The following is a 22,524-nucleotide window of genomic DNA, read 5'->3' as shown; positions in this document are numbered from 1 at the left end:
CATGATATTCACACATAATTGACAAAAGAGGCCGAAAGGGGAAGGTCTGGCATGACAAGCAAAAGGTTCGGAATCATCAGTCTGGTAATGGTTATGATGGCATCTATGATCGCTGCTTGCTCAGGGAGCTCGGATAAGGAGCCTGCGTCGGGAGATAGCAAGGAGAAGGTCACATTCACGTATTTTAATGCCACGGCGGGAAGAGACATTAATACCAATGAAACGCGGATCGGAAAAGTTTTGGAAGATCAGACCGGCGTGAACTGGAAGCTGGAGCATTTGGTAGGGGATTCGAATACGAAGATTGGCACGTTTATTGCAAGCAACGATTACCCGGACGTAATTGTACCGGATGGGACGATTGATAAACTGCTGGATGCCGGGGCTTTTATTCCCCTGAATGATTTGATCGACAAATATGGGCCAAATATCAAGCGTGTATACGGACCCTACTACAACCTGATGAAAGCGGAGGATGGGAATATCTATTTCCTGCCGTTTAGCGCGGTGGTCGGCGATTATTTGTCTGCTCCTAACATAGAGCAGGGAGCTTTTTGGATACAGCGCAGAGTGTTGAAGGAGGCGGGATATCCAAAAATAAAAACGTTAGATGAGTACTTGGCTCTGATTCGGAATTATACGAAAAAGCATGCAGACGAGGGATTAACCGGGTACTTGGCGCTAACCACGCAGGATAGGTTTTATGCGCTTACGAATGCGCCGATGCATCTGGCAGGCTATCCCAACGATGGCGGCACAATTATTGATATGAAAACACACCAGGCGACGGATTATGGAGATAAGGACATCACTAAACGGTACCTGAAAGAGCTAAATCAGCTTAACGCAGAGGGCCTGTTCGATAAATCGTCCTTTGTGGACAATTACGATCAATATTTGGCGAAGCTGACCTCGGGCAAGGTGCTGGGCTTTTTCGATTACCGCTGGCAGGCAGGGCAGGCTCTAAATAACCTGCAGGAGGCTTCCAAGCGATCGGGTAATGATGATCTGGAATATGTAGGGCTGCCTGTTGTATACGACCGGAATATAAAGGATCAGTATCTTGATCCGTCGTCATTTGTTAATAACCGAGGCATTGGAATTACGGTCAGTGCCAAGGACCCGGTACGTATCATCAAATTTTTCAACAATCTGCTGACCGACGAAAACCAAGTGTTATCCAACTGGGGGATCAAAGGTGAAACCTATGATGTAGATAAAAATGGGCGCTTTTATCGGACCAAGGAGCAAATTAAAAAGACGGGTGAGGATGCGTTCCGTGACTCATTTGGGTTCAAATATTTTGAATACAGCTGGCCGCGATACGGTAACGGTTCTTCCTTGCCTGACGGCAACTCGGCTAGCCCCGGACGGCAGCCTGAGGTTGCACGTATGTCGTATACCGAAGGTGATAAAAAGCTGCTAAAAGCAAACGGTGTAGAGTCCTTCTCGCAGATGTTTTCCGCACCTGACGAACGTCCATGGTTCCCAGCCTGGAGCATTCAGGTTGCCCAAGGCTCACCAGCGCAGATCTTTCAGCAAAAGAAAGGTGACCTGCAGCGCAAATATTTCCCGCGCTTGGTGCTGTCTGCACCGGCACAGTTTGATGCCATTTGGAATGAATACACCACCGAGTTTAACAAGCTGGATGTGAAGGCTTTTGAGGAACTGATCACGAAGGAGGTTGCCAAAAAAGTCAAGACGGTCGGGAAAAAATAAAGGAGGAAGCAGCTATGAGCTACACGTCACCGCCACCTGTTACGACCTCCTCGGGTCGTTTGCCGTCCTCACGGCGAACCGGCTTTAGGGGATTTATACACAAGCTGAACCAGCAGCGTGCACTCGTATGGATGTCCGTCCCTTTTTTAATCTGGCTGTTTATTTTTAAATATTTACCTCTGTGGGGCTGGACGATTGCTTTCCAGGATTTTAAGCCTGCCCGCAAGCTGCTTGACCAGCATTGGGTCGGGTTGAAGCATTTCCGTTTTCTGTTTCAGGATGAACACTTTCTGCGGGTGATGCGCAATACGCTGGCGATGAGCTTTATTAACCTGGTGCTGGGCTTTGTCACCGCTATAGCATTGGCGATTTTGCTGAATGAGCTTCGCCAGCTCGTATTTAAACGGGTGGTTCAGACGATCAGCTATTTGCCACACTTTATTTCTTGGGTGGTCGCGGCCAGCATCATTAGTACTGCACTGTCTGCGGACGGCGGTATCATCAATGAGGTGCTGATGTGGCTTGGGCTGATTAAGGAACCTATTCTGTGGTTAGGTGAGGGAAGCTACTTTTGGGGTATTCTCGGTGCGTCGGAGGTATGGAAAAATGTCGGCTGGAATACCATTATTTATTTGGCCGCGATGACCATGATTGATCCCTCGCAGTATGAAGCGGCCGAGATAGACGGAGCAGGACGGTTTCAGCGGATTTGGCATGTGACATTACCAGGATTAAAGCCTGTATTTATCATCCTGCTCATTATGAACATTGGCAACCTGCTCGAATCAGGCTTTGAACCTCAATATTTACTGGGCAACGGCATGAACGTGGATTACTCGGAAAATTTGGATATTTTCGTACTGAAATATGGTATCCAGATGGGGAACTTTTCGCTTTCCATTGCTGCCGGAATGTTCAAAACGGTGGTTAGCTTCATTCTGTTGTTTAGCGCCAATTATATTGCGAAGCGGTTAGGGGAGGAGAGGTTGTTCTAAAAAAAAGAGTGAGTTTCTGGGGAGGGCTCGTTGTCGCTTCGCGTGCGGATTGTTCTTCCGATCGCTGTTATCCCCGGATTCCTTTTTTGGTAAAGATTAGAGGTTGGAATCCGGGGATAAAGGCGAACGCTCCGCTTCTTCAGAACAATTCCACCCGCTCCGCTACTACCCGCCGTAAAGTCACTTTTTTTAAAAACTGAGGGTAGTGGCAGGGAAGAGCTTAAGAAAGGCGCGTGACTCGCGCCTCCTTGTAATAACTGCGTCATGATGGTTGGCTCAGCTTCGCTATCGCCATTAGAGGATGTCTTTGGGAATGGGCTATTCGAGGCGATAGCAGGAGTGCGTGCTCATGCATTCTACAGGGAAGGTCGGTGGATTTTTAACAGGCCGCTTCGCGGACCTCATCAAGACCTTAAGTGCTGGGCTAGGCGATGTTTTAGAAAGGAGAGGAAGTCATGGGCAAAGGGAAGGCCGTACATGGGCGATTTCGGGCGCCCTCGGATCGGATTTTTGATGCGTGCAATGTTGTGTTTATGCTGTGCCTAATGGTGTTCACGCTGTATCCATTTTTAAATACGTTGGCGGTTTCATTAAATGAAGCGAATGACTCCATTCGGGGTGGAATTTATTTGTGGCCGCGTGAATTCACGTGGAGTAATTATGAATTTGTATTCAAGGAAGCGACGATTTTCCATGCTACGTTGATTTCTGTATTACGTACGGTCGCGGGTACAGTGACCTCGGTGTTTTGCTGCGCGATGGTGGCGTATACGATCAGCCGGCCGGAATATGTGCTGCGCAAATTTGTTTCGATTACCTTTATTTTGACGATGTATTTTAGCGGTGGCTTGATCCCTAATTTTCTCTTAATTCGTGAGCTTGGGATGCTGGGAACCTTTTGGGTGTACATCGTACCGGGGTTAATCGGGGTGTTTAATGTCATAGTCATTCGCTCCTTTATTGAGGGCTTGCCAGAGGGGATTCTGGAGTCGGCGCGTATTGACGGTGCTGGGGAGTTTGCTACTTTTATGCGTATCGTTTTGCCACTGTGTGTGCCGGTGCTGGCAACGGTGTCGTTGTTCACGGCGGTCTCGCAATGGAATTCATGGTTCGATGTATTTTTGTACAATTCGTCGTATGAGCAGTGGAGCACACTCCAATATGAGCTGATGAAAATTTTGCAAAATTCCAATACGTCCGTTAACGCTCAGGATTATGCCAGCCAGTTTTCAGGGTCAGAAAATCTGGCGAAGGCGGTTACGCCTACCTCTATTCGTGCCACGATGACGATTGTCGCCTCAGTCCCTATTATTTTAGTCTATCCGTTTTTACAAAAATACTTTGTGAAGGGTATGACCTTGGGAGGCGTGAAAGGATAGTAGATATTTTACATTCATTCTAGGAGCCACTTTTAATCCGCAAGTAACTGAAATCCAAGGGTGCCAAATACGAATTCAAAAATTTGAGTGCAGGAGGGATTGCTTTGCGGTCAGGTTGGTATACGCCTTTTTGTCTGGTGCTGGCTGGAGTGCTGTTGTTATCGCCTATCGGATGGTGGGGAATATCTGTAGCGAAAGCAGCTCCATCTGTGGAACATTCTCCGTCGGTTTCGAACACGGTGCTATCGGCAGGGAAGATCATTGGAGCGTATGGATTTGAGCAAGGAAACAGTGACGGCTGGAAGCCACGGGGAGCTTATACCCAAATTGCATCCGTCACGGAAGCGGCATATGGCGGCACGCACAGTCTGAAGGCAACCGCTCGTACGGCGGCTTGGAATGGAGCAGAGTTAGATGTGAAGCCACTGTTGCTGCCGGATGTGGAGTATGAAATTAGCGGATATGTGAAACTGGACGGCAATGCTGCAATTCCAAGCGTGCTTAAGTTTACGATGGAGCAGCAGCCGACAGGCGGGACTACAGCATGGAAGACCCTAGCTCAGACGGAGACAACAGATACATCGTGGATCAAACTCCAGGGGAGATATACTTTTACCGGGGAGATGAATGCATTGAAGCTGTATGTGGAGAACTCGAATTCTGCTCAGGCTTACTACGTGGATGAGGTGGAAATCAGGCAGGTTTCAGTAACACCAACAAATCCTACAAGTGGGATCGTATCCGGATTCGAAGACGGTACAGCCCAAGGATGGGTATCCCGCTTGGGAGACGAGACCGTGCAGGTCTCGAATGCCGATGCACGGACCGGCTCATACAGTCTGCTGACAACGGGCAGACAAAAGGCATATGCCGGACCCAAGCTGGACGTGACTGCCACAATGCAAAAAGGCAACCGATATACGGTCAGTGCCTGGGTGAAGCTGGCTCCGGGTGAGCAGCCCGCTAAGGTGAGGCTCAGTGCACAGCGTGATTACCAAGGCCAAAGTGCATATGAAACGGTTGTAGGCGATACGGCTGTCACGACAGGGGGATGGGTGCATTTGTCTGGTACGTATACGCTTGCACATGATGCAGATACCGTTTCTATGTACCTGGAATCGCCAGAAGGGACGTCTTCCTTTTATATGGATGATTTCGAATTGTCGCTGGTGCCGCCGCTGGCGATTGAAAAGGACATACCTGCTTTGCATGGATTATATCAGGGACAGTTCAGCATCGGCACAGCGATTGAGGCTTTCCAGACCGAAGGGGCTTACGGAGAACTGGTACAAAAGCATTTTAACAGCGTCGTTGCAGGGAATGCGATGAAGCCTGTCTCCTTGCAACCATCTGAGGGGCAGTTTCATTGGGAGGAAGCAGATCAAATTGTGCAATTTGCCAGACAGCACGGATTGGAAATTCGTTTCCATACCTTAGTGTGGCATAACCAGACCGGAGATTGGATGTTTAAGGACAAAAATGGACAGCCGATGACGCCGACTGCTGAGAATAAAAAGCTTTTGCTGGACCGCCTGGAGACGCATATTCGCGCCGTTGCGGCCCGGTATAAAAATGTCATTACCGATTGGGATGTGGTAAATGAGGTCATTGATCCTGATCAGCCGGACGGCATGCGCCGCAGCAAGTGGTATCAGATTACAGGAACCGATTATATTGAAAAAGCGTTCCGTGTCACGAGGGAAGTGGCAGGGCCGAACGCGCGATTGTTCATTAACGATTACAATACCCATGAACCGAAGAAACGCGATTTTCTGTACAATCTGGTGCGTGATTTGCTTGCCAAAGGCGTACCTATTGACGGCGTAGGTCACCAATCGCATATCCGCTTGGAGTTTCCTACCATAGCCGAAATTAAGCAATCCATCGAAAAGTTTGCTTCACTTGGGCTGGATAATCAGATCACGGAGCTGGATATGGGCCTTTACTCTAATGATACGGATCGCTACGAAACGATCCCTGAAGCCATGTTGATTCGGCAGGCTCATCGTTATCAGGCGCTGTTCGATATGTTTACACGACAGCAGGACCATATCAGCAATGTGACCATTTGGGGGACAGATGATGGCAATACGTGGCTCAGTACGTTCCCGATTGCCCGGTTGGATAAGCCGCTGCTGTTCGATGAACGGTTAAAGGCCAAATATGCATATTGGGCGCTGGTGGATCCATCCAAAGTGCCGCCGCTACCAGCAGGGAGTAACGAATAAATGATTTGAGACAGAGGAGTAGAGCTGTTCAAAAGGAGAGCTGAAGCTATGGCTACCTTGCGCTATACGAATCCGGTTGTCCCCGGATTTTATCCTGATCCGAGCGTGATACGTGTCGGAGAGGATTATTACATGGCGACAAGCTCATTTGAATACATGCCGGGGTTGCCGATTTTTCATAGCCGAAACCTGACCGATTGGCGGCAGATCGGGCATGCATTAAATCGGCGCAGTCAGATTGATTTGTCCACACGGAAGAGCTCAGAAGGTATATATGCGCCCACATTGCGCTATCATCAGGGTATTCTACCTGATTACGACAGATGTGATGGGGATAGGAAATTTTTATATTACGTCTGTGAACCCTGTGGGACCTTGGTCTGATCCGGTCCGTATTCCTTACGGAAATATAGATCCGTCCCTGCTATTTGATGACGACGGGAAAGTGTATGTTACCGTACAATCCGGGGCAGATGCCGAGTCGCATATTATTCAGTACGAACTGGATATTGCTACAGGCCAGGCATTGACCGAGCCTGTGGCTATTGCTCATGGAGATGGCGGTGTATGGACCGAAGGGCCGCATCTGTATCACATCGGCAGTCGTTATTACCTGCTGTGCGCCTGTGGCGGCACGGGGCGTGATCATCGTACGCTCGTGTATCGGGCCAATAGCCCGTATGCTCCGTTTGAACGGATGAAAGAGCCCATGCTCACGCATAACGCTCTCCCTGCGCATCCGATTCAGAACACAGGCCATGCCGAACTGGTTGAGGACACTCGGGGGGACTGGTGGGCTTTTTTCCTGGGCGTCCGTCCGGTGGTGGATGCCCGGCCTGTGGATGATCGCATAAAGGTCATGCTTCAGAATGAATATCCAAACTTGTGCAGACAAGAGAATCACCTCATTTAATACAAAAAAAAGCAGGCTGCTTACATGCTCGACATGTAAGCAGCCTGCCTTGTTATCGCAAAGGAAAAAGCAGTTTTTATTCCAAGTTGGCGTGTTGACCATACATGGATTCGGAGGTCAGCTTGCGCAGCTTCATCGTTCTGAGCACCAACGCATCGCCATACAGCAGCAGAGTTTGCTCAAACAGTGAGCCCATGGGCTGAATGGTCTGGTAATCCTTGTTGGACGGGTCCTTGGGTGCGCCGGGCAGCTTGACGATGATATCGGCCAGTTTGCCGATGGTGGACTCGGGGGCAGTGGTAAGCAGCGCCAGTGAGGCCCCGAGTTTCTTCGCTTTGTCTGCCATGGAGACTAAGCTTTTGGTTTCACCAGAGCCTGAACCGATAATCAGCAGATCTCCCTCGCTCAAGCCAGGGGTTACGGTTTCCCCAACTACGTAAGCTTGAACCCCCATATGCATCAACCGCATGGCCAGCGAGCGAATCATGAACCCTGAGCGCCCCGCTCCTGCTACGAATACCTTATTCGCAGCAGCGATGGAGTGGATCAACTGTTCTGATTCGGTATCGCTGATTAGCTGTGGAACGAATTGCAGCTCCTTGATGACCTCAGATAAATATTGAGAGGTTTCCATTGGATTAACCTTGTTTGATGAGCTGCTGCATTTGCGAAGCTACAGCCTTTTTGTCGTCTTCGCCAGTGATACCGCCGCCTACGATAACCAGATCCGGTTGAGCTTTTACCACTTCAGCCAATGTACTCAGCTTGATGCCGCCAGCTACGGCTGTTTTGGAGTTTTTTACGACTTTTTTGACGGTTTGCAGTGCTTCGAACGGACTTTGACCTTCCGCTTGCAGATCGTAGCCTGTATGCACACAGATGTAGTCAACGCCTAAAGCGTCGATTTCTTTTGCACGTTGCTCCAGGTTTTTAACACCGATCATGTCCACCAGGATTTTTTTGCCGCCTTGTTTCTTAGCTTCTTCTACAGCACCTTTGATCGTTGCATCTTCAGCTACAGCCAAAATCGTCACGATATCTGCACCAGCCTCGGAAGCTTTTAGCACTTCATAGCCCCCTGCGTCCATAACTTTCAGGTCAGCCAGTACTTTTAGATTGGGAAATGCTTCTTTCATTGCTTTTACAGCATGAAGTCCTTCATTGATGACAATCGGCGTACCGATTTCTACGATATCAATATACGATTCTACTTCTTTTACCAATGCGATACCTTGCGGGATATCTACCAAGTCTAAAGCCAATTGAAGTTCCATGTTATTAACTTCACTCCTTAAGTGAATTTGTATTTTAGTGAACAGGTACATGCTTTGTTGAGTCGTACTTATACTTTGTTTTCATGCACAGGTTTGATTGTAAGGCCCCGGTATTCGGTTGAAAAGTACGCACTAATTCGTAACGTAGTTACCCTGACGATACTATAGACCATGAAAACCACCCATATGAGAGCCAATATTTTGTCTTCTTTAGCATTATTTCGATAATGAAAATCATCTATTCATAACCAGTAAAATATACACATCCATGTCAGGTTGCAAAAGTATGAATGTACCGATGATTGAATTGACTTCAAGTTAGGTTTTGACTATATTTGTAATATACTGGTATGCAAAAAAAGGGAGTCTAACAGCATAACTACCCTGAAGAATAGCCACTAGGCTAGGGGTGACTTTAATTTTCAGGATAGGGAGGCGGGGTTTAGTGGAAGAGGTCCTGAACCAAAGGGAAGCTATTTATTTGTTGTCGGACAGCCACGCGCTCGATAAAGCTTGCGAGTTGTTTAGAATCAGCTATACGTGTAATGATTGGGATGAAGCGAACAAGGTTGCGGATTATCTGCATTCGTTGGCTGAAAGCCTGTATCACACCCAACTAAGAAATGCTGCGGACGGCAAGTACGAGACATTGAACACCAAACACCCGCTGGTGTTTTATTATGCTTACAGCTATCTGGCAAAATCAATTTATTATCAGAATATGGGCCAGTATGAGGAAGCCAGAGATTATATTATGAAGTATAGCGAAATGGGTTGGTTTATGGGGCTGGATCAAAGCGGTCACGAAGAAGTAGAGAGATTCCGTTTTCTCGCCAAGGCCAATTTATATACGATTGATTTACTTTCGGGGAAGAAGGAACTTTTACCAGAATATGTTCAGTTTCTTCACGACAATGACGAGGAGCTACTCCCGGGATTGGTTGGTATTGCCGAAGCAGCTAACTTGAACAATTGGGACATTGACGACCTGCTGAACGAGTTTGCCGATGATATTGAGATATTTGAAGGTTATGAAGATAGAGCCAACCGCGTATATTATTTAAAACTGGTCAACCAATTAGCTATTTACCAGTTGAAAAAGAAACAGTACATCGTTGCCTTGAATTATATCCTTGTTTCCCTGCAATTCTCTATTGGTGTAGAAGCCAATACTGATTTTAGGACACTGGTTGCACTGTTCGAGACTTATCGAGATTTGGCAACACTGTCACAGCAAGAGCAATACCAAACCATTTTATTAAGGGGGCTTCATAATGAAAAAGGCATTAATCTCGATAACTATGGTCTTAGCGTTTCTTAGTGTTGCTCTTCCGGTAGGAAATACATTGGGGAAGTTAGACCCCGTGTATCCTTCGAATCATGGTGTTTTTTCTTATACTGCTTGAGTTTAGATTTGGATTGTTAGACCCAGTAGGGATTTTGTAAATAAGGGGAACGCACTTTTTACGCCATTTGCGGATCAGTGCGCTCCCCTTTCTCATGCCAATAAACAATATTAGTTATTTTACAATATAGGAAGTCAGGTTCTCGGCCAGATGTTGCATCGTTTCGCTCGCCTTTTGCATACGCTCCATGACTTCGGTGAAAGAGCCTACCAGAGTCGCCTGCTCTTGAGAAGAGGCAACAATTTGCTCTATTTCCTGCTCCATCTGACGAATGGAGTTCTGTACATCCTTAAGGGCTCCCTCAATATCGACTGTCGCTTTTTTGGACTCTACAGATAGCTTGCGTACTTCTTGAGCAACGACACCAAAGCCTGCCCCTGCTTCTCCGACACGTGCGGCTTCAATCGCGGCATTTAATCCAAGCAGGTTGGTTTGATCGGAAATTTCCTTGATGAATACAGCGACCTGATTAATTTTACCTGAGTTTTGTACGGCAATTTGGGTGTTCTTCAAAATATGTTCACTGGTAGCTTGTAGCTCCTCCGAATGCGCTGTTACATGTTGCACCATCTCAATGAGCTGCTCTGTAATGGAGCGGTTTTCAGATACGATTTGATCCAGTTGATTTCTGTTGGTCAAATTATAGGAGGCGGCAAACGCTGCAATGACGTTCCCGTTATCGTCAAACACAGGAATGCTGATCATATCGAGAGGATATCCCAGCACTTCAGCCGGAATGTGGGTCAAGCTGGCCTCATGTCCATTTTTAAGCATGGCGAAATTTTTGTAGTCCTCAAGCAGCTCCGAGCCGGTTTCAAAGCCGAGATTCATGCCCTCTGATTGGGTATAAGCCAGAACGTGAGTACGGTCGAAGAGAGCGAGGGTTACTTTCTCACGCATAATCTGTTGTATGTAGGGAATGGCTGCAATTAATGCATCTATTGTATTCAAGTGGAGTGCCTACCTTTCTTTACTAAATATATTTTTTATAGTCCTATATAATTGTCGGTCTAAAGACGGATAAAAGTTATAAAAGTATTGAGAATTTAAAGAAAATTCAGAAAAAAAGGCATATCGTTTCGTAATAGAAACGATATGCCTTCAGATTTAATTTGAACGTGTCAGTGCTGTGTATAAGCGGCTTACTTGCCACGCTGCTCGAACAATTGTGCAATCCCCACAATAACCTTGGTTGCAAGCACCATGTTATCCACCGATACATACTCGTACTTACCGTGGTAGTTCTCCCCGCCTGTGAAAATATTCGGTGTAGGCAGTCCCATGTAAGACAGCTGTGAACCGTCTGTGCCTCCACGAATCGGCTTGATAATGGGTTCAATATTCAGCTTCGTCATTGCTTCATGAGCGATATCGACGATATGCTTGACAGGCTCAATTTTCTCTTTCATGTTGTAATACTGATCTCTCATCTCCAACGTGATACGGTTGTCTCCATAGGCAGCCTGGAGCTCTTTTACGATATTTGTCAAATAAGCTTTCCGGTTCTCAAAGCTCTCACGATCAAAATCGCGGATAATATAGTACAGTTTGGCTTGTTCTGCTGTGCCAGTAGACTCCAATAGATGATAGAAGCCATCGTACCCGTCTGTATATTCCGGGGCTTCATTCGCAGGTAGTCTACTGTGCAGCTCCATAGCGATTTTGGCAGCGTGGATCATTTTGTTTTTAGCCGTACCAGGATGTACATTTACACCATGAATGGTAATATGAGCAGCCGCGGCGTTGAAGCTCTCATACTCCAGCTCTCCGAGCGGTCCGCCGTCTACCGTATAAGCATATTCAGCGCCAAAGGCGGCTACATCAAAGCGCTCAGGTCCTCTTCCAATCTCTTCATCCGGTGTAAAAGCAACACGAATTTTGCCATGTTGAATTTCGGGATGATCCATCAGATAGTGGATTGCTGTCATGATTTCTGCGATGCCAGCTTTATTGTCTGCACCAAGTAGGGTGGTACCATCTGTTGTGATCAGGGTGTGGCCTTTATATTGAGTCAATTCGGGAAACTCACGTGGAGAAAGGACTACACCAAGTGAGGCATTCAGCGTGATATCGCCCCCATCATAGTTCTCCGTCAACTGTGGCTTTACTCCTGCCCCAGTTAGCTCAGTAGCCGTATCGAGGTGTGCCAGAAAACCAATGACGGGCACTTCTTTATCCGTATTGGAGGGGAGGGTTGCCATCACATAACCATGATCATCAATGGTTACGTCTGTCATACCGATGGCTTTCAGTTCGTCTACCAGGAGGTTGCCCAATGTGAGCTGTCCGGGTGTGGTGGGGCATGTGTGGCTGCTTTCGTCGGATTGGGTATCTACCTGAACATATGTAGTCAGGCGGTCAATCAGTTCCTGTTTCATGTGGTTATCCTCCTTGGGTCTTTTTCATTATGGTACGTATTTTATCATGATTAGGCTTACGATATGAAAAAAATGGTTTAACCTTTCAGAATGACAGGTTGTTTTTAGCACATATAGAGAAATGTTAATCTATGAGTCTTTTAAATTGTGTCTTATTACTGAGTCACTTAACGTTACGTTCATAGATTGGAAGCATAGAATACACTATCAAATGCAAGGGAGGTGAGTTCTATGGCGATCCTTTTACCTTCGCAAATTTACAATCTTGCTGCTGGTGTAGGTAAGTCCTTTTTTGAAAACCTGAGAGGCGGTAGTGATGCTACAATTACCGTTAATAATTTCGGTGCCAATCCGGTGAATCTTGTGGTTACCCGTGTCAATGCTCCTGTGATCACTTATGTAATTCCGGCGGCTAACAGTCTGACGCTAGAAGTTGCTTTGTTGCTGGTAGCTGCTCTTCAAGCTACTCCAGCTGGAGCAGTAACAGGTAGCATCCAAATTGCTACTGCTGATTTTTAATCTGTAACGACTTGACCCTCTAACTCTAGCTTTGCCGAAAGGCAAGGTTAGAGTTTTTTTATTGTTTGAAATTTTCTGAAACTTTTCTCAGGTTGTACCGATATATACATATGGCATCGTAAATAACACATCGAAAAGGAGTACCCTGTATGAGCTTTAGCAACCCGGTTTTACGTGATGACATCTTTTTGCGTGAAGATGAAAGAGAAGCTAGCGAACAACGTATGACTATCGGAGGAACGGTGAACAAAACGTTGCTTCTGCTAGTCCTGCTCATCGTCTCTGCCAGTATTACCTGGTATATGACCTATCAAGGAACCATAGAGGTGCTATCGTTGATGACGGCAGGCTTTATTGGGATGGCAGGCATAGCACTTTCGATATCCTTTTTTCCCAAAACGGCTCCATTGCTCTCTCCTGTATATGCGATTCTGAGTGGCTTTGCTTTGGGTGGCGTTTCCGCTTTTATGGAATATGAGTACCCTGGAATTGTAGTTAATGCCATTTTGCTGACAGTGGGTATCTTGTTCTTGATGCTCTTTATGTATACACAACGAATCATCAAGGTGACACGTGGCTTTATCTCATTTGTTGTCCTATGTACGATGGCGATTTTTCTAGTGACGCTGGTTGATTTTATTTTGAATTTTTTCGGTATGAATGTTCCGTACATCCATGAAACGGGCTGGGTGGGTATTGGTATTAGTTTATTTATCGTCATCATTGCCGCTTTGAATCTGCTTGTAGATTTTAATTTCGTTGAGGAACAAGCTGATCAAGGTGCACCCAAATATATGGAATGGTATGGCGCTTTTGCATTGCTGGTAACTTTAGTGTGGCTATATGTACGAATATTGGATTTGTTAGCCAAGTTGAGCAATAGGGACTAAGGTCTGCAATTACTTCATATGGTTAAGTAGAACGAGAAGAGAAGGACGGCTGAATGTCGTCCTTTTTGTATGCAAGAAGCGGTTTAAAAAATGCATTTTACGTTAAATACATAGAAGTTGGGTAAAACATAGAGGATAGACAGGGGAGGAGTGAAATATATGTATCAAGTGGTGTTGGTGAGGCATGGAGAAAGCGTGTATAACCGACAAAACTTGTTCACAGGCTGGACGGATGTCGATCTGACTGAACAGGGAACTCGTGAGGCTATTGAGGCAGGACGTATCCTCAAGGAGGCTGGGTATACGTTTGATTTAGCATTTGCTTCTGTGTTAAAACGTTCTATCCGCACGTTGTATCATATCTTGGATGAGCTGGATCATCTGTGGATACCCGTGCAGAAGTCATGGAAGCTGAATGAACGCCACTACGGTGCGCTTCAGGGGCTTAGCAAACTGGATTCCGCCGTGCAATACGGTGAGGAACAGGTTCATATTTGGCGGCGTAGCTTGACGGTGCGACCTCCTATGTTGGATGCGCAGGATGAACGGAGTCCACATCGGGAAGAGCGTTATCGCCATATTAAGCCGGAGGAGCTACCGCTCGGGGAGAGTCTGGAAGACACGGTGCATCGGGTTGGTGGGTTTTGGAAGCAACGGATCGTACCGTTGATTCTTAAAAAGGACCGGGTTATTATTTCCGCACACGGTAATACCTTAAGGGCCCTGATCAAGTATATGGAAAATTTGGATGAAGCTACTCTGCTGGATTTAAACATTCCGACAGGCATTCCACTGGTGTATGAGCTGGATGAGCATATCGATCCTATTCGGCGCTTCTATCTTGGTGATCCGAGTCATGTAGAGGCAAAGAAACAGGCTGTGGCCAACCAAAGCAAGGTGACGGAATGACTTTCCATACAACAAAGAGGACAGGGCGCCTTCTTGCATCCTGTCCTCTTTGTGTTGATATACATTAAGCGTTCGCAGTATCCTCTGCATCCAGGCTGTCTTCCTCAGTAGGAAGTGCCCATACCGATACACTGCCAGCACGAACGGGAAATATGCCATAGCCATCCTGTTCGATCTTTACGGTATGATCGTGATGCCCGGTCAAATCGGTCCATTTTTCTCCTGCACGTTGTTTACCCACGAACATGCGCTTTTCCCCGTCATTTGCGTTAGTGATCACCACAGCACATCCAGAGCCGTGTAGCTCAGGAATGCCCTGACGAACCCATCCAATCGTATGGGGATCATCAAAATAATCTTTTTGCTCACCATAAGCTTTGTGATACCGGGCATATAGGAGCGGGTCTAGCTCAGCCTGCTTGCCTTTCACGGGCGTTTGTCCCTGGATACCGTAGTAATCACCGTAGAATACGCAGGGATAACCATCTTTGCGCAGTAGGATGAGTGCATAGGCACTGGGCTTAAACCAGTCCTCTACCCAAGATTCGAGCGCTTCGTGCGGCTGGGAATCATGATTATCGACAAAAGTAACCGAGTTCAGGGGATGGGTATGAACCAGCGTATCCTCGAAAATGGTGCTTAAATCGAAATCCTTACCACCCAAGGAAGCGCTATGTAGTTTGTAGTGGAGGGATACGTCAAACAGGTCGATTTTATAATCGATGGTATCCAGAAACTTTTGGCAAGATTCTAGATCCGGTTTCCAAAATTCGCCTACCATATAAAAATCCTGCCCACGCTTTTTAATCATTTCTGTAGCAAACTCTCGTACAAATTCATGATTAATATGCTTGATCGCATCCAGACGGAATCCGTTGCATTGTAGAGTATCCACCAGCCATTTGCCCCAGCGGATCATTTCCTTGCGCACATCCTGATGATTATAGTCAATATTGGCGAACATTAAATAATCATAATTGCCGAATTCATCATCTACATTATCGCTCCAGTTTTTGTTTTTACCTAAAATACGATAGATTCCTGTCCGGTCCTGACTTGCATCGTAATCCGTTCCATTAAAATGTTCGAAGTTCCATTGAAATGTGGAATACTTACCTTGTCGGCCGGGGAATGTAAATTTAGTCCAGCCTTCGATATCAAAGGGCTCGGAAATGACCTCATTACGATTATCCGGGTTGACCTCGACGACTTTGAATACTTCGGTTTCATCCGCACCAGCCTTATGGTTCATGACCAGATCGACATAGACGGCTACGCCGTGGCGAACGCAGGATGCGACAGCTTCCAGCAGGTCTTCCCTGGTTCCGTATTTGGTGCGCACTGCACCTTTTTGGTCAAATTCGCCCAGATCGTAAAGGTCATAGACGCCGTAACCCGTATCCTCAGGAGATTGACCTTTGGTGACAGGTGGAATCCATATCGCGTCAATTCCTTTGGCCTTCAGTTCCGGTGCCAGGCGGGCAAGCTTTTTCCAGTGAGAACCGTCAGCTTTGACATTCCACTCGAAAAATTGCATCATCGTATGGTTCCTTTTCATGTGCGTCCCTCCTTCATATATAACAAGTTACCCACCAAGTGAGGGGGGCTAAACGTCTGATGGCCAATATGATGTTGATGAAGAACATGGATCGCTGTATAACGTATGCTAAATCATTAAAATTTGTTATACATTGAGTGATCACAACGACTCGATGGCTAGAAAAGGAAACGTGAAAACGGTAAAATGAATCTAACTTAGCAATAGTTCGGATTTCGGGCAAACCATAAGCTCGACCAAGAGAGGGGAGGAGGGATGAACGTGACAGACCCGCAGCAGGATAAGGATGAAGCGAGAGAACCGCTGATGAAAAAATGTACGTATTGTCAGGAGACAAAACCATTAACGGACTTTCAGCGCAGAACTGGTCGCCGGGCTGGGCCTTATTCCCGGCGTGGTCCTTGCCGTTCCTGCCGGGGGTTAGCCCCGCAAGAACGGGTGGTTACGTCCGCTCCTTCCCATGAGGAAACGAAGCCCTTGGCTGCTCCTGTAGAGCGGCATGGCTCCGAAGCAGATACGGCTGCGTATCGTCTGGAAGCGTCCGCGCAGCCTTCTAATGATTCTCAACGCCCCCGTAGGAAGCCCGTCACGGACAAAGCGCGTGAGCGCCATCGGCAACGGGTTCGCCATTTGCTTAGCAGGCTGAAGCCTGCGGATACCCGTGCGTTGCGGCTTAATCGCAATGGCATGATTCGGCTAAGAGGCAAAACTGACCAAGGGAGACGCTGGCATCAGGAGATTGAGCTTGATTTGGCGATGACTCTGGTCAGAGAACGCATGGCAGTGATTGTAAATCCGTACACGGTCCGCAGACTTTATAGCAACAAGGAATTCCGCCAATATGTGCTTAAACGTGACCGCTATACCTGCTTTTTTTGCGGTGGCTATGGTGACACGATTGATCATTTACTTCCTCGGGCTAAAGGTGGACACACCACGCCAGTAAATTGTGTATGCGCCTGCAACGAGTGCAATCAAGTTAAAGCTGCCCGTGATGTAGAGGAATTCATCGAGTCTGGTGTGCCATTGCCGATTCCGAATGATTTTAAACCTCCCGATACTTCTGAGGACACCTTACGTACCTAGGACGATCTGGGGAATCGGCAACATTCCCTTAGTACAGTTCTACTTCAAAGCCGGATTCCTTCCAGGCTGTTGTACCGCCTTCGATAAAGGCTACATTGGTAAAGCCCATCTGTTGGAGTATATAAGCTGCCAGTGCGGCTTGTCCGCCTGCCCCGCAGGTGGTGATAATCGGGCGGTTGCGGTCACGTAAGCGTTCATCACGCAAATCTTGTGGCACGTCCAGGTCAGCGCGGATGGGCAGCATGCCTAGTGAAATATTGGCACTTCCGCGAATTAGGCCGCAAGCACCTGCATCATGAGAATCCTGTACGTCGATAACGAATGTATCTGGATTTGATTCAATTCGCTGACGTGCCTCCTGTGAAGTAATGCCCTGAACGTGCTGCCTCGCTTCTTGAACCATATCTGCAAATGTTTTAGCCATCGTTCAACCCTCCGTAGGAATATGTTTTGTATTGGTTTTCATATTAATGAACAGAAACTCACTCTCTGTATTACCCATCTCTAGTATAAAATGCCCCTCTTTTAAGGTAAAATTAGACAAAAATCGTGCTTATTCTAATTTTTATCTAAAATAACAATAAAAAATTTGCAGAAATTTGTGCAAATTTAAAATTTCTTCGACGATTGGGTTGTGAAAGGTGTAATATAGAGGTATAGGGTTCCGTTTCGTCCTGTTGTAGTCACGAGGGAGCGCTTCGTGAGATATTCCGCAGCAGTAACAACAACAGAATAACGTCCAAGCAATATACAATTGGCATCTGCGATCATCAGTCTTGCCCTTTAGGGTATAGGCCGGTTTAAGCTGTGCTTCTTGCATGTTTAAGGGCGAATTCATTGAACGTTTTATTGCTAGAGTTTATGATACAGGTTACGAGAAAGGAATGGACTTCTATTTTCACAGTAAAGGAGGACGTTCACGCATGTCTGAAAACCAACAAGAGGTGGCCGTAACACAAGAAGCTACCAAAGAGTCTCGGGATGTATTGGACCAATTGATGAAACCGGAGGTTCAGCAATCGCTGACCGTACTGGTAGAGAATCTGCCAAAGTTGACTGAGATGGTTACTTTTATGACCGATGCTTATGATGTAGCACGCAGTCTGGCAACTGACCCTGTCTTTATCGGAGATATGAAAAACTCCATGGGAGAGTTTGTGAAGCCTGTTACAGATTCGGCTAAAGGATTGGCTTCTGCTGCAATTGAAGCAAATGACCGTGTACAAACTACGGACGGCAGTGTAGGTCTGTTTGGCCTGCTCAAAATGCTTAAAGATCCTAATGTACAAAAAACGCTGCGTTTCAGCCAGGCTTTCCTGGATATTCTGAATGAGCGCCAACGCGAAAGCAAATAATTACCTGATCGAGAACGGAGGATGGACATGTCGAAGCAAATTTTGATCTTGGGCGGCGGATACGGCGGATTGCTGGCCGCTCTCACAGCACGCCAGCATATGGACGCTAGCCAAGCAACCATTACAGTGGTAAACCGCTTTGCGTCGCACCAAATTATTACGGAACTGCACCGTTTGGCGGCAGGTACTATTGCCGAAAAAGCTGTGGCGCTTCCTTTGGAAAAACTGCTGCGCAACAAAGATATTATCCTGAAAGTGGATACAGTTTCCGAAATCAAGCCGGACGATAAGAAAGTAACCTTGGCCAGTGGTGCTACGTTGAGCTATGACGCTCTCGTTATTTCCCTGGGCAGTGAAACGGCATACTTCGGTATTCCAGGGCTGCAAGAACATAGCTTCACGCTGAAATCAGTAGCAGAAGCTAATCGCATCCGCGCACATGTGGAAGCTCGTCTGGATGCTTACAAGCAATCCGGTAACAAAGCGGACGCTACAATCGTTATCGGTGGTGGCGGTCTGACTGGTGTTGAGCTGGTGGGCGAATATGCTGACAAACTGCCTGCAGTTTGCCGTGAAAAAGGCATCAACTACGAAGATATCAACTTGTATTGCGTAGAAGCTGGACCATCTATTTTGGCAGGCTTCCCTCAACCATTGGTTGATCGTGCAGTAACAAGCCTTGAAAAACGTGGCGTTCAAATCGTAGCGGGTGTTCCGATTACAGAAATGAAAGCTGACGAAGTTCTCCTGAAAGACGGACGTTCGATCAAAACGAACACACTGATCTGGACAGGCGGCGTACAAGGTAATGCACTGGTTGGCGCATCCGGTATCGAAGTAAACCGTGGTCGCGCAACTGTGAATGGTGCATTGCAATCGACTTCCCACGAAGACATCTTCCTCGCTGGCGACAGCGCAGTAGTGTTCCCAAGTGAAGGCGAGCGTCCATACCCTCCAACTGCACAGTTGGCTTGGCAAATGGGTGAATTAGTTGGTTACAACATCTTCGCTTACTTTAACGGAGCGAAAATGGAACGCTTTACGCCAGTGTTCTCCGGTACACTGGGCAGCTTGGGAAGAACAGACGCAATCGGTACTGTAGGCGCGAATGGCACCCAACTGAAAGGCGCTGTAGCTACTTTGATGAAAGAAGGCAGTAACATCCGTTACTTGTCCCATATCAAAGGACTTTTTGCATTGGCCTACTAATATTTATATGGCTTATTAAAAGAGAGCGCTGTTCAGCGCTCTCTTTTTTCATTCTTTGACACTAGTGATGCTCACCATTCACAGATAGTTTTAATTCACTTCATCTGGGCTAACTCTTCCACCTGTGCAGGAGGGAGCGCGCCTTCAAAAATACTCAGCTCATCCATAGAACCTTTGAATGCAGGGTCCCACCAGTTGACCCCTAAGCTGAATGTTCCAGATTTAGAGGTAAAGACATCCGGAAACCCTGACCCGGTAAACTGAATTTTCCCATTCACATACACCTCTAGCACTCCATGATCTACAGTAAAGGCAAGGTGTGTCCATTCATTGGCTTTGATCTTCAGGCCAGTACTGCCGGTATACCAAGTTGAGCTGCCGGACCAGACCATGGTGTTATCCTTCTCAGGTCCTCTGGGCAGAAGGCTAACCCAGTGGTTACTATCCATAGCTCCAAAAAAAGTTGGTGTATGCACAGTCAATTCGCTAGGTTTCACCCACAGTGACACAGAATAGGCTGAACTGGATATGAGTCCTTCAGGCAGAGCAATACCTGACTTACCATCAAGGACTACAGCTTGTCCTCTTACGCCTTCAGCGTAGGATACATTTCCTCCCTGACGATCGATTCGGTCACCAATAACCTTACCATTGGCAAAAGCATCATTCTGATCCTTTAGATTATTTTCAAATGGGTATGAAGCAGTCAATGTTGCCTTCTCATAAGGAGCTACCGTAATGTTAAAGGCTTTGTCCCGACTGCTGTTCCCTTTGGTAATGGTAGCTGTCAAAGTGGCGGATACAGCCTTTTCTCCGATCCCGGGGCGCTTGATTTCACCTGTATCGGAAATGACGCCTGGGTGTGAAGTTTTCCAGGTAATGGATGATTGCCGACTGCCTTCCTTTGGAAGCGTCAGATATGCCGTCACCCGGCTCGTATCGCCAAGATCTAATTCACGATACACGCTGTCAACGACTGTCGTATCCGTCATATCAGGGAGCTTACTGCCCCAGGCCATTTCACCTTTATTCGATAGAACTGTAAACGCAAGGATGTATTGATTTGTAACCTGATCCCATTGTCTTAAGAACACTCCATCATATACAGCACCATCCAGTGTTAGTTGGACATTCGCATCCCCCGACTTGCGCCATGTTCCTTGCACATCGCCTTTAATCGTATGATCTGCTCTCAGCTGAATGAACTGTGTATTTTTGATCGTCGCCGAAGAATCACTGCCATGGTTAATATATTGATAATCACCAATGAATTGTTTCTCATCCAGCTTTGTAAGCGTCTCGCCGCCGTAACGGTAAGGAGCTACAACAGGCCAGTCATCCTGATTCATGAACATTTGATGTACACGCAGCTCGTGAGTCTCCCCCTGCTGAGGGAATCGGGTATGAAAGACAACAAACATTTGTCCGGTAGCAGGATCGGTGTACACCGAGTTATGCCCAGGAGATACATAGCCGTAGCCCACACCTGTACCTGGATCGCCTATTTGGCTATCGAACAAGAAGTTACCCATTAATTTGTTGCCATAGGCTACATTTTTGGTGTTTGCTGGCAGCACAGCATTCTGCCCTTTGGCATCCTTATAAGGTCCTGTCGGACTCTTGGAACGGAATAATCTCATGTTATATCCACCGTCAGCTGCAAGTCCGCCATAGGTTACATACAGATAGTAGTAACCTGTCTTTGAGTTGTATTCAATATATGGACCTTCCCCGGACTCACCGTATCCACCTGCGATCTTGGTGCCAAAGTAACGATCAATCAGACGGCCATCCTCTGTAGTTCCATCTTGGCCTGGATAGATCGGTTTGCCAGTTGCTTTATCCAGCTCCAGTAGAAATATTCCTCCGGACCATGACCCGTACGTCATCCATAAGCGCCCGTCTGTATCATAAAAGACTGCTGCATCGATTGCATTCGGGAACACCCGATTCGCATAAGAACCATCGGCGTTAAACCATCCTGCTCTAGGCCCCTTCAGTTTGCCTTCATTAATGAGTTGAGAAATCGGCGTATTTGTCCACTTTTTATCCACTTTGCTATCTTTGTCGAATGCAGTCTCCTTTGTAAAACCAGTGTTCACAATAGTATCCACATATTGATAGGGGCCTTCAATGTTGGGTGCAACGGCAATACCGATCGCGGAACGTATATAGGTGGAGGAGGCACTATAATAAATCATATAGGCCCCTTTTGTGCCATCCTTATTGACATAATGCTCATTCCAAAATACATCGGGTGCCCATACCGAGAATCCTCCTTTGCTATCCGCATCATTCTCGCCCGCCCAAGCGAAAGATCCGGCCAGATTCTTCGATAAATCCCCGTAAAGGGCATTCCCAGGCGTAGTGTAACCGTTTGCAAAAGAAGTCCAGTTTGTGAGATCTTTTGACTTTGCTGCGGCGATATGCGACCCAAACACATAATAAGTGTCACCGTCTTTGACAATCGAAGGATCGTGAACCGATACATTAGAGAAGGTTGGCACATCCTGCTTCTTGTTCTGGTTCGTCTCCGCTGCTGCGGCGTCCAGTGTACCTAATGGTACAGCTACAATTGCCAATAATAAAGTCATTGTTAATGCAATGCTCGACCTGGCTCTACGTTTAACAAAACTTCTCATCGTATACATTTACCCCTTTCTAAATTGGAATACAGTGATACATTCTGCTTTCATCGCTAAAATA

Annotated in this window: 20 protein-coding genes; 13 read left to right on the top strand and 7 right to left on the bottom strand. The window is 46.8% G+C overall.

Going from position 1 to position 22,524, the window contains the following annotated elements; translation table 11 throughout:
- Positions 1-51 precede the first annotated feature (51 nt).
- From OIU26_RS12270 to OIU26_RS12245, 6 genes are all read left to right on the top strand, one after another.
- Positions 52-1,719, top strand: a complete 1,668-nt coding sequence (locus OIU26_RS12270; protein ID WP_025676669.1) for an ABC transporter substrate-binding protein — start codon at positions 52-54, stop codon at positions 1,717-1,719.
- Between the two features lie 14 nt (positions 1,720-1,733).
- The gene (locus OIU26_RS12265; RefSeq protein ID WP_090737753.1) at positions 1,734-2,714 is read left to right on the top strand and encodes an ABC transporter permease; all 981 of its coding nucleotides are present in this window, start codon (positions 1,734-1,736) and stop codon (positions 2,712-2,714) included.
- A gap of 455 nt (positions 2,715-3,169) precedes the next feature.
- Complete coding sequence (locus OIU26_RS12260) at positions 3,170-4,093, top strand: carbohydrate ABC transporter permease (protein ID WP_264216983.1); 924 nt, start codon at positions 3,170-3,172, stop codon at positions 4,091-4,093.
- Between the two features lie 104 nt (positions 4,094-4,197).
- Positions 4,198-6,321, top strand: a complete 2,124-nt coding sequence (locus OIU26_RS12255) for an endo-1,4-beta-xylanase (protein WP_264216982.1) — start codon at positions 4,198-4,200, stop codon at positions 6,319-6,321.
- Between the two features lie 48 nt (positions 6,322-6,369).
- Entirely contained in the window at positions 6,370-6,705 is a 336-nt protein-coding gene (locus OIU26_RS12250) for a family 43 glycosylhydrolase (protein ID WP_436449140.1), read from the top strand.
- Entirely contained in the window at positions 6,680-7,234 is a 555-nt protein-coding gene (locus OIU26_RS12245; protein ID WP_436449139.1) for a family 43 glycosylhydrolase, read from the top strand. The genes OIU26_RS12250 and OIU26_RS12245 overlap by 26 nt, the downstream gene beginning before the upstream one ends.
- A 76-nt stretch (positions 7,235-7,310) precedes the next feature.
- On the opposite strand, the gene hxlB is transcribed toward OIU26_RS12245, so the two are convergent.
- Together hxlB and hxlA are read right to left on the bottom strand one after the other, a co-directional pair.
- Entirely contained in the window at positions 7,311-7,868 is a 558-nt protein-coding gene (hxlB, locus tag OIU26_RS12240; RefSeq protein WP_040102597.1) for a 6-phospho-3-hexuloisomerase, read from the bottom strand.
- Between the two features lie 4 nt (positions 7,869-7,872).
- Complete coding sequence (hxlA, locus tag OIU26_RS12235; RefSeq protein ID WP_013312540.1) at positions 7,873-8,508, bottom strand: 3-hexulose-6-phosphate synthase; 636 nt, start codon at positions 8,506-8,508, stop codon at positions 7,873-7,875.
- A 445-nt stretch (positions 8,509-8,953) separates the two neighbouring features.
- On the opposite strand from hxlA, the gene OIU26_RS12230 reads away from it, so the two are divergent.
- Complete coding sequence (locus tag OIU26_RS12230; RefSeq protein WP_165079864.1) at positions 8,954-9,829, top strand: DNA-binding protein; 876 nt, start codon at positions 8,954-8,956, stop codon at positions 9,827-9,829.
- A 199-nt stretch (positions 9,830-10,028) separates the two neighbouring features.
- On the opposite strand, the gene OIU26_RS12225 is transcribed toward OIU26_RS12230, so the two are convergent.
- Complete coding sequence (locus OIU26_RS12225) at positions 10,029-10,865, bottom strand: methyl-accepting chemotaxis protein (RefSeq protein ID WP_264216981.1); 837 nt, start codon at positions 10,863-10,865, stop codon at positions 10,029-10,031.
- Positions 10,866-11,056: 191 nt separating this feature from the next.
- Complete coding sequence (gene pepT, locus OIU26_RS12220; RefSeq protein WP_264216980.1) at positions 11,057-12,292, bottom strand: peptidase T; 1,236 nt, start codon at positions 12,290-12,292, stop codon at positions 11,057-11,059.
- Positions 12,293-12,523: 231 nt separating this feature from the next.
- On the opposite strand from pepT, the gene OIU26_RS12215 reads away from it, so the two are divergent.
- The 3 genes from OIU26_RS12215 to gpmA all read left to right on the top strand — a co-directional run bounded on the left by OIU26_RS12215 (position 12,524) and on the right by gpmA (position 14,610).
- Positions 12,524-12,811: a hypothetical protein gene (locus OIU26_RS12215; RefSeq protein WP_025676686.1), complete on the top strand. Its 288-nt coding sequence runs from the start codon at positions 12,524-12,526 to the stop codon at positions 12,809-12,811.
- Between the two features lie 149 nt (positions 12,812-12,960).
- The gene (locus tag OIU26_RS12210; RefSeq protein WP_013373654.1) at positions 12,961-13,701 is read left to right on the top strand and encodes a Bax inhibitor-1/YccA family protein; all 741 of its coding nucleotides are present in this window, start codon (positions 12,961-12,963) and stop codon (positions 13,699-13,701) included.
- A 159-nt stretch (positions 13,702-13,860) separates the two neighbouring features.
- Positions 13,861-14,610 (top strand): 2,3-diphosphoglycerate-dependent phosphoglycerate mutase, encoded by a 750-nt coding sequence (gpmA, locus tag OIU26_RS12205; protein WP_216974576.1) that lies wholly within the window; start codon positions 13,861-13,863, stop codon positions 14,608-14,610.
- A gap of 64 nt (positions 14,611-14,674) precedes the next feature.
- Here the strand turns inward: gpmA and OIU26_RS12200 are convergent, their stop codons facing one another.
- Positions 14,675-16,168: an alpha-amylase gene (locus tag OIU26_RS12200; protein WP_040102601.1), complete on the bottom strand. Its 1,494-nt coding sequence runs from the start codon at positions 16,166-16,168 to the stop codon at positions 14,675-14,677.
- A gap of 261 nt (positions 16,169-16,429) precedes the next feature.
- On the opposite strand from OIU26_RS12200, the gene OIU26_RS12195 reads away from it, so the two are divergent.
- Positions 16,430-17,254 (top strand): HNH endonuclease signature motif containing protein, encoded by an 825-nt coding sequence (locus OIU26_RS12195; protein ID WP_264216979.1) that lies wholly within the window; start codon positions 16,430-16,432, stop codon positions 17,252-17,254.
- Between the two features lie 28 nt (positions 17,255-17,282).
- Here OIU26_RS12195 and OIU26_RS12190 read toward each other — a convergent pair whose 3' ends face one another.
- Positions 17,283-17,678: a rhodanese-like domain-containing protein gene (locus OIU26_RS12190; RefSeq protein ID WP_017426145.1), complete on the bottom strand. Its 396-nt coding sequence runs from the start codon at positions 17,676-17,678 to the stop codon at positions 17,283-17,285.
- A gap of 499 nt (positions 17,679-18,177) precedes the next feature.
- Here OIU26_RS12190 and OIU26_RS12185 point away from each other — a divergent pair, with 499 nt between their 5' ends.
- Both OIU26_RS12185 and OIU26_RS12180 read left to right on the top strand, forming a co-directional pair.
- Complete coding sequence (locus OIU26_RS12185; RefSeq protein WP_013373648.1) at positions 18,178-18,609, top strand: DUF1641 domain-containing protein; 432 nt, start codon at positions 18,178-18,180, stop codon at positions 18,607-18,609.
- Positions 18,610-18,636: 27 nt separating this feature from the next.
- Positions 18,637-19,818, top strand: coding sequence for an NAD(P)/FAD-dependent oxidoreductase (locus OIU26_RS12180; RefSeq protein ID WP_264216978.1), 1,182 nt, complete (start codon positions 18,637-18,639; stop codon positions 19,816-19,818).
- Positions 19,819-19,913: 95 nt separating this feature from the next.
- On the opposite strand, the gene OIU26_RS12175 is transcribed toward OIU26_RS12180, so the two are convergent.
- Positions 19,914-22,460 (bottom strand): LamG-like jellyroll fold domain-containing protein, encoded by a 2,547-nt coding sequence (locus OIU26_RS12175; protein WP_264216977.1) that lies wholly within the window; start codon positions 22,458-22,460, stop codon positions 19,914-19,916.
- Between the last annotated feature and the right edge of the window lie 64 nt (positions 22,461-22,524).

Origin of the sequence: Paenibacillus sp. BT-177, from assembly GCF_025846815.2 — a bacterium.
Taxonomy (GTDB): Bacteria; Bacillota; Bacilli; order Paenibacillales; family Paenibacillaceae; genus Paenibacillus; species Paenibacillus polymyxa_C.
This window is presented reverse-complemented; position numbering and strand designations above follow the sequence as displayed.

What these genes read in the sequence shown, in the direction of transcription:
- OIU26_RS12200 (WP_040102601.1), bottom strand. Translation starts at nt 16,168, where the DNA reads ATGAAAAGGAACCATACGATGATGCAATTTTTCGAGTGGAATGTCAAA.
- OIU26_RS12185 (WP_013373648.1), top strand. Translation starts at nt 18,178, where the DNA reads ATGTCTGAAAACCAACAAGAGGTGGCCGTAACACAAGAAGCTACCAAA.
- OIU26_RS12175 (WP_264216977.1), bottom strand. Translation starts at nt 22,460, where the DNA reads ATGAGAAGTTTTGTTAAACGTAGAGCCAGGTCGAGCATTGCATTAACA.
- OIU26_RS12270 (WP_025676669.1), top strand. Translation starts at nt 52, where the DNA reads ATGACAAGCAAAAGGTTCGGAATCATCAGTCTGGTAATGGTTATGATG.
- OIU26_RS12250 (WP_436449140.1), top strand. Translation starts at nt 6,370, where the DNA reads ATGGCTACCTTGCGCTATACGAATCCGGTTGTCCCCGGATTTTATCCT.
- OIU26_RS12265 (WP_090737753.1), top strand. Translation starts at nt 1,734, where the DNA reads ATGAGCTACACGTCACCGCCACCTGTTACGACCTCCTCGGGTCGTTTG.
- OIU26_RS12260 (WP_264216983.1), top strand. Translation starts at nt 3,170, where the DNA reads ATGGGCAAAGGGAAGGCCGTACATGGGCGATTTCGGGCGCCCTCGGAT.
- hxlB (WP_040102597.1), bottom strand. Translation starts at nt 7,868, where the DNA reads ATGGAAACCTCTCAATATTTATCTGAGGTCATCAAGGAGCTGCAATTC.
- OIU26_RS12190 (WP_017426145.1), bottom strand. Translation starts at nt 17,678, where the DNA reads ATGGCTAAAACATTTGCAGATATGGTTCAAGAAGCGAGGCAGCACGTT.
- OIU26_RS12215 (WP_025676686.1), top strand. Translation starts at nt 12,524, where the DNA reads ATGGCGATCCTTTTACCTTCGCAAATTTACAATCTTGCTGCTGGTGTA.
- pepT (WP_264216980.1), bottom strand. Translation starts at nt 12,292, where the DNA reads ATGAAACAGGAACTGATTGACCGCCTGACTACATATGTTCAGGTAGAT.
- hxlA (WP_013312540.1), bottom strand. Translation starts at nt 8,508, where the DNA reads ATGGAACTTCAATTGGCTTTAGACTTGGTAGATATCCCGCAAGGTATC.
- OIU26_RS12210 (WP_013373654.1), top strand. Translation starts at nt 12,961, where the DNA reads ATGAGCTTTAGCAACCCGGTTTTACGTGATGACATCTTTTTGCGTGAA.
- gpmA (WP_216974576.1), top strand. Translation starts at nt 13,861, where the DNA reads ATGTATCAAGTGGTGTTGGTGAGGCATGGAGAAAGCGTGTATAACCGA.
- OIU26_RS12180 (WP_264216978.1), top strand. Translation starts at nt 18,637, where the DNA reads ATGTCGAAGCAAATTTTGATCTTGGGCGGCGGATACGGCGGATTGCTG.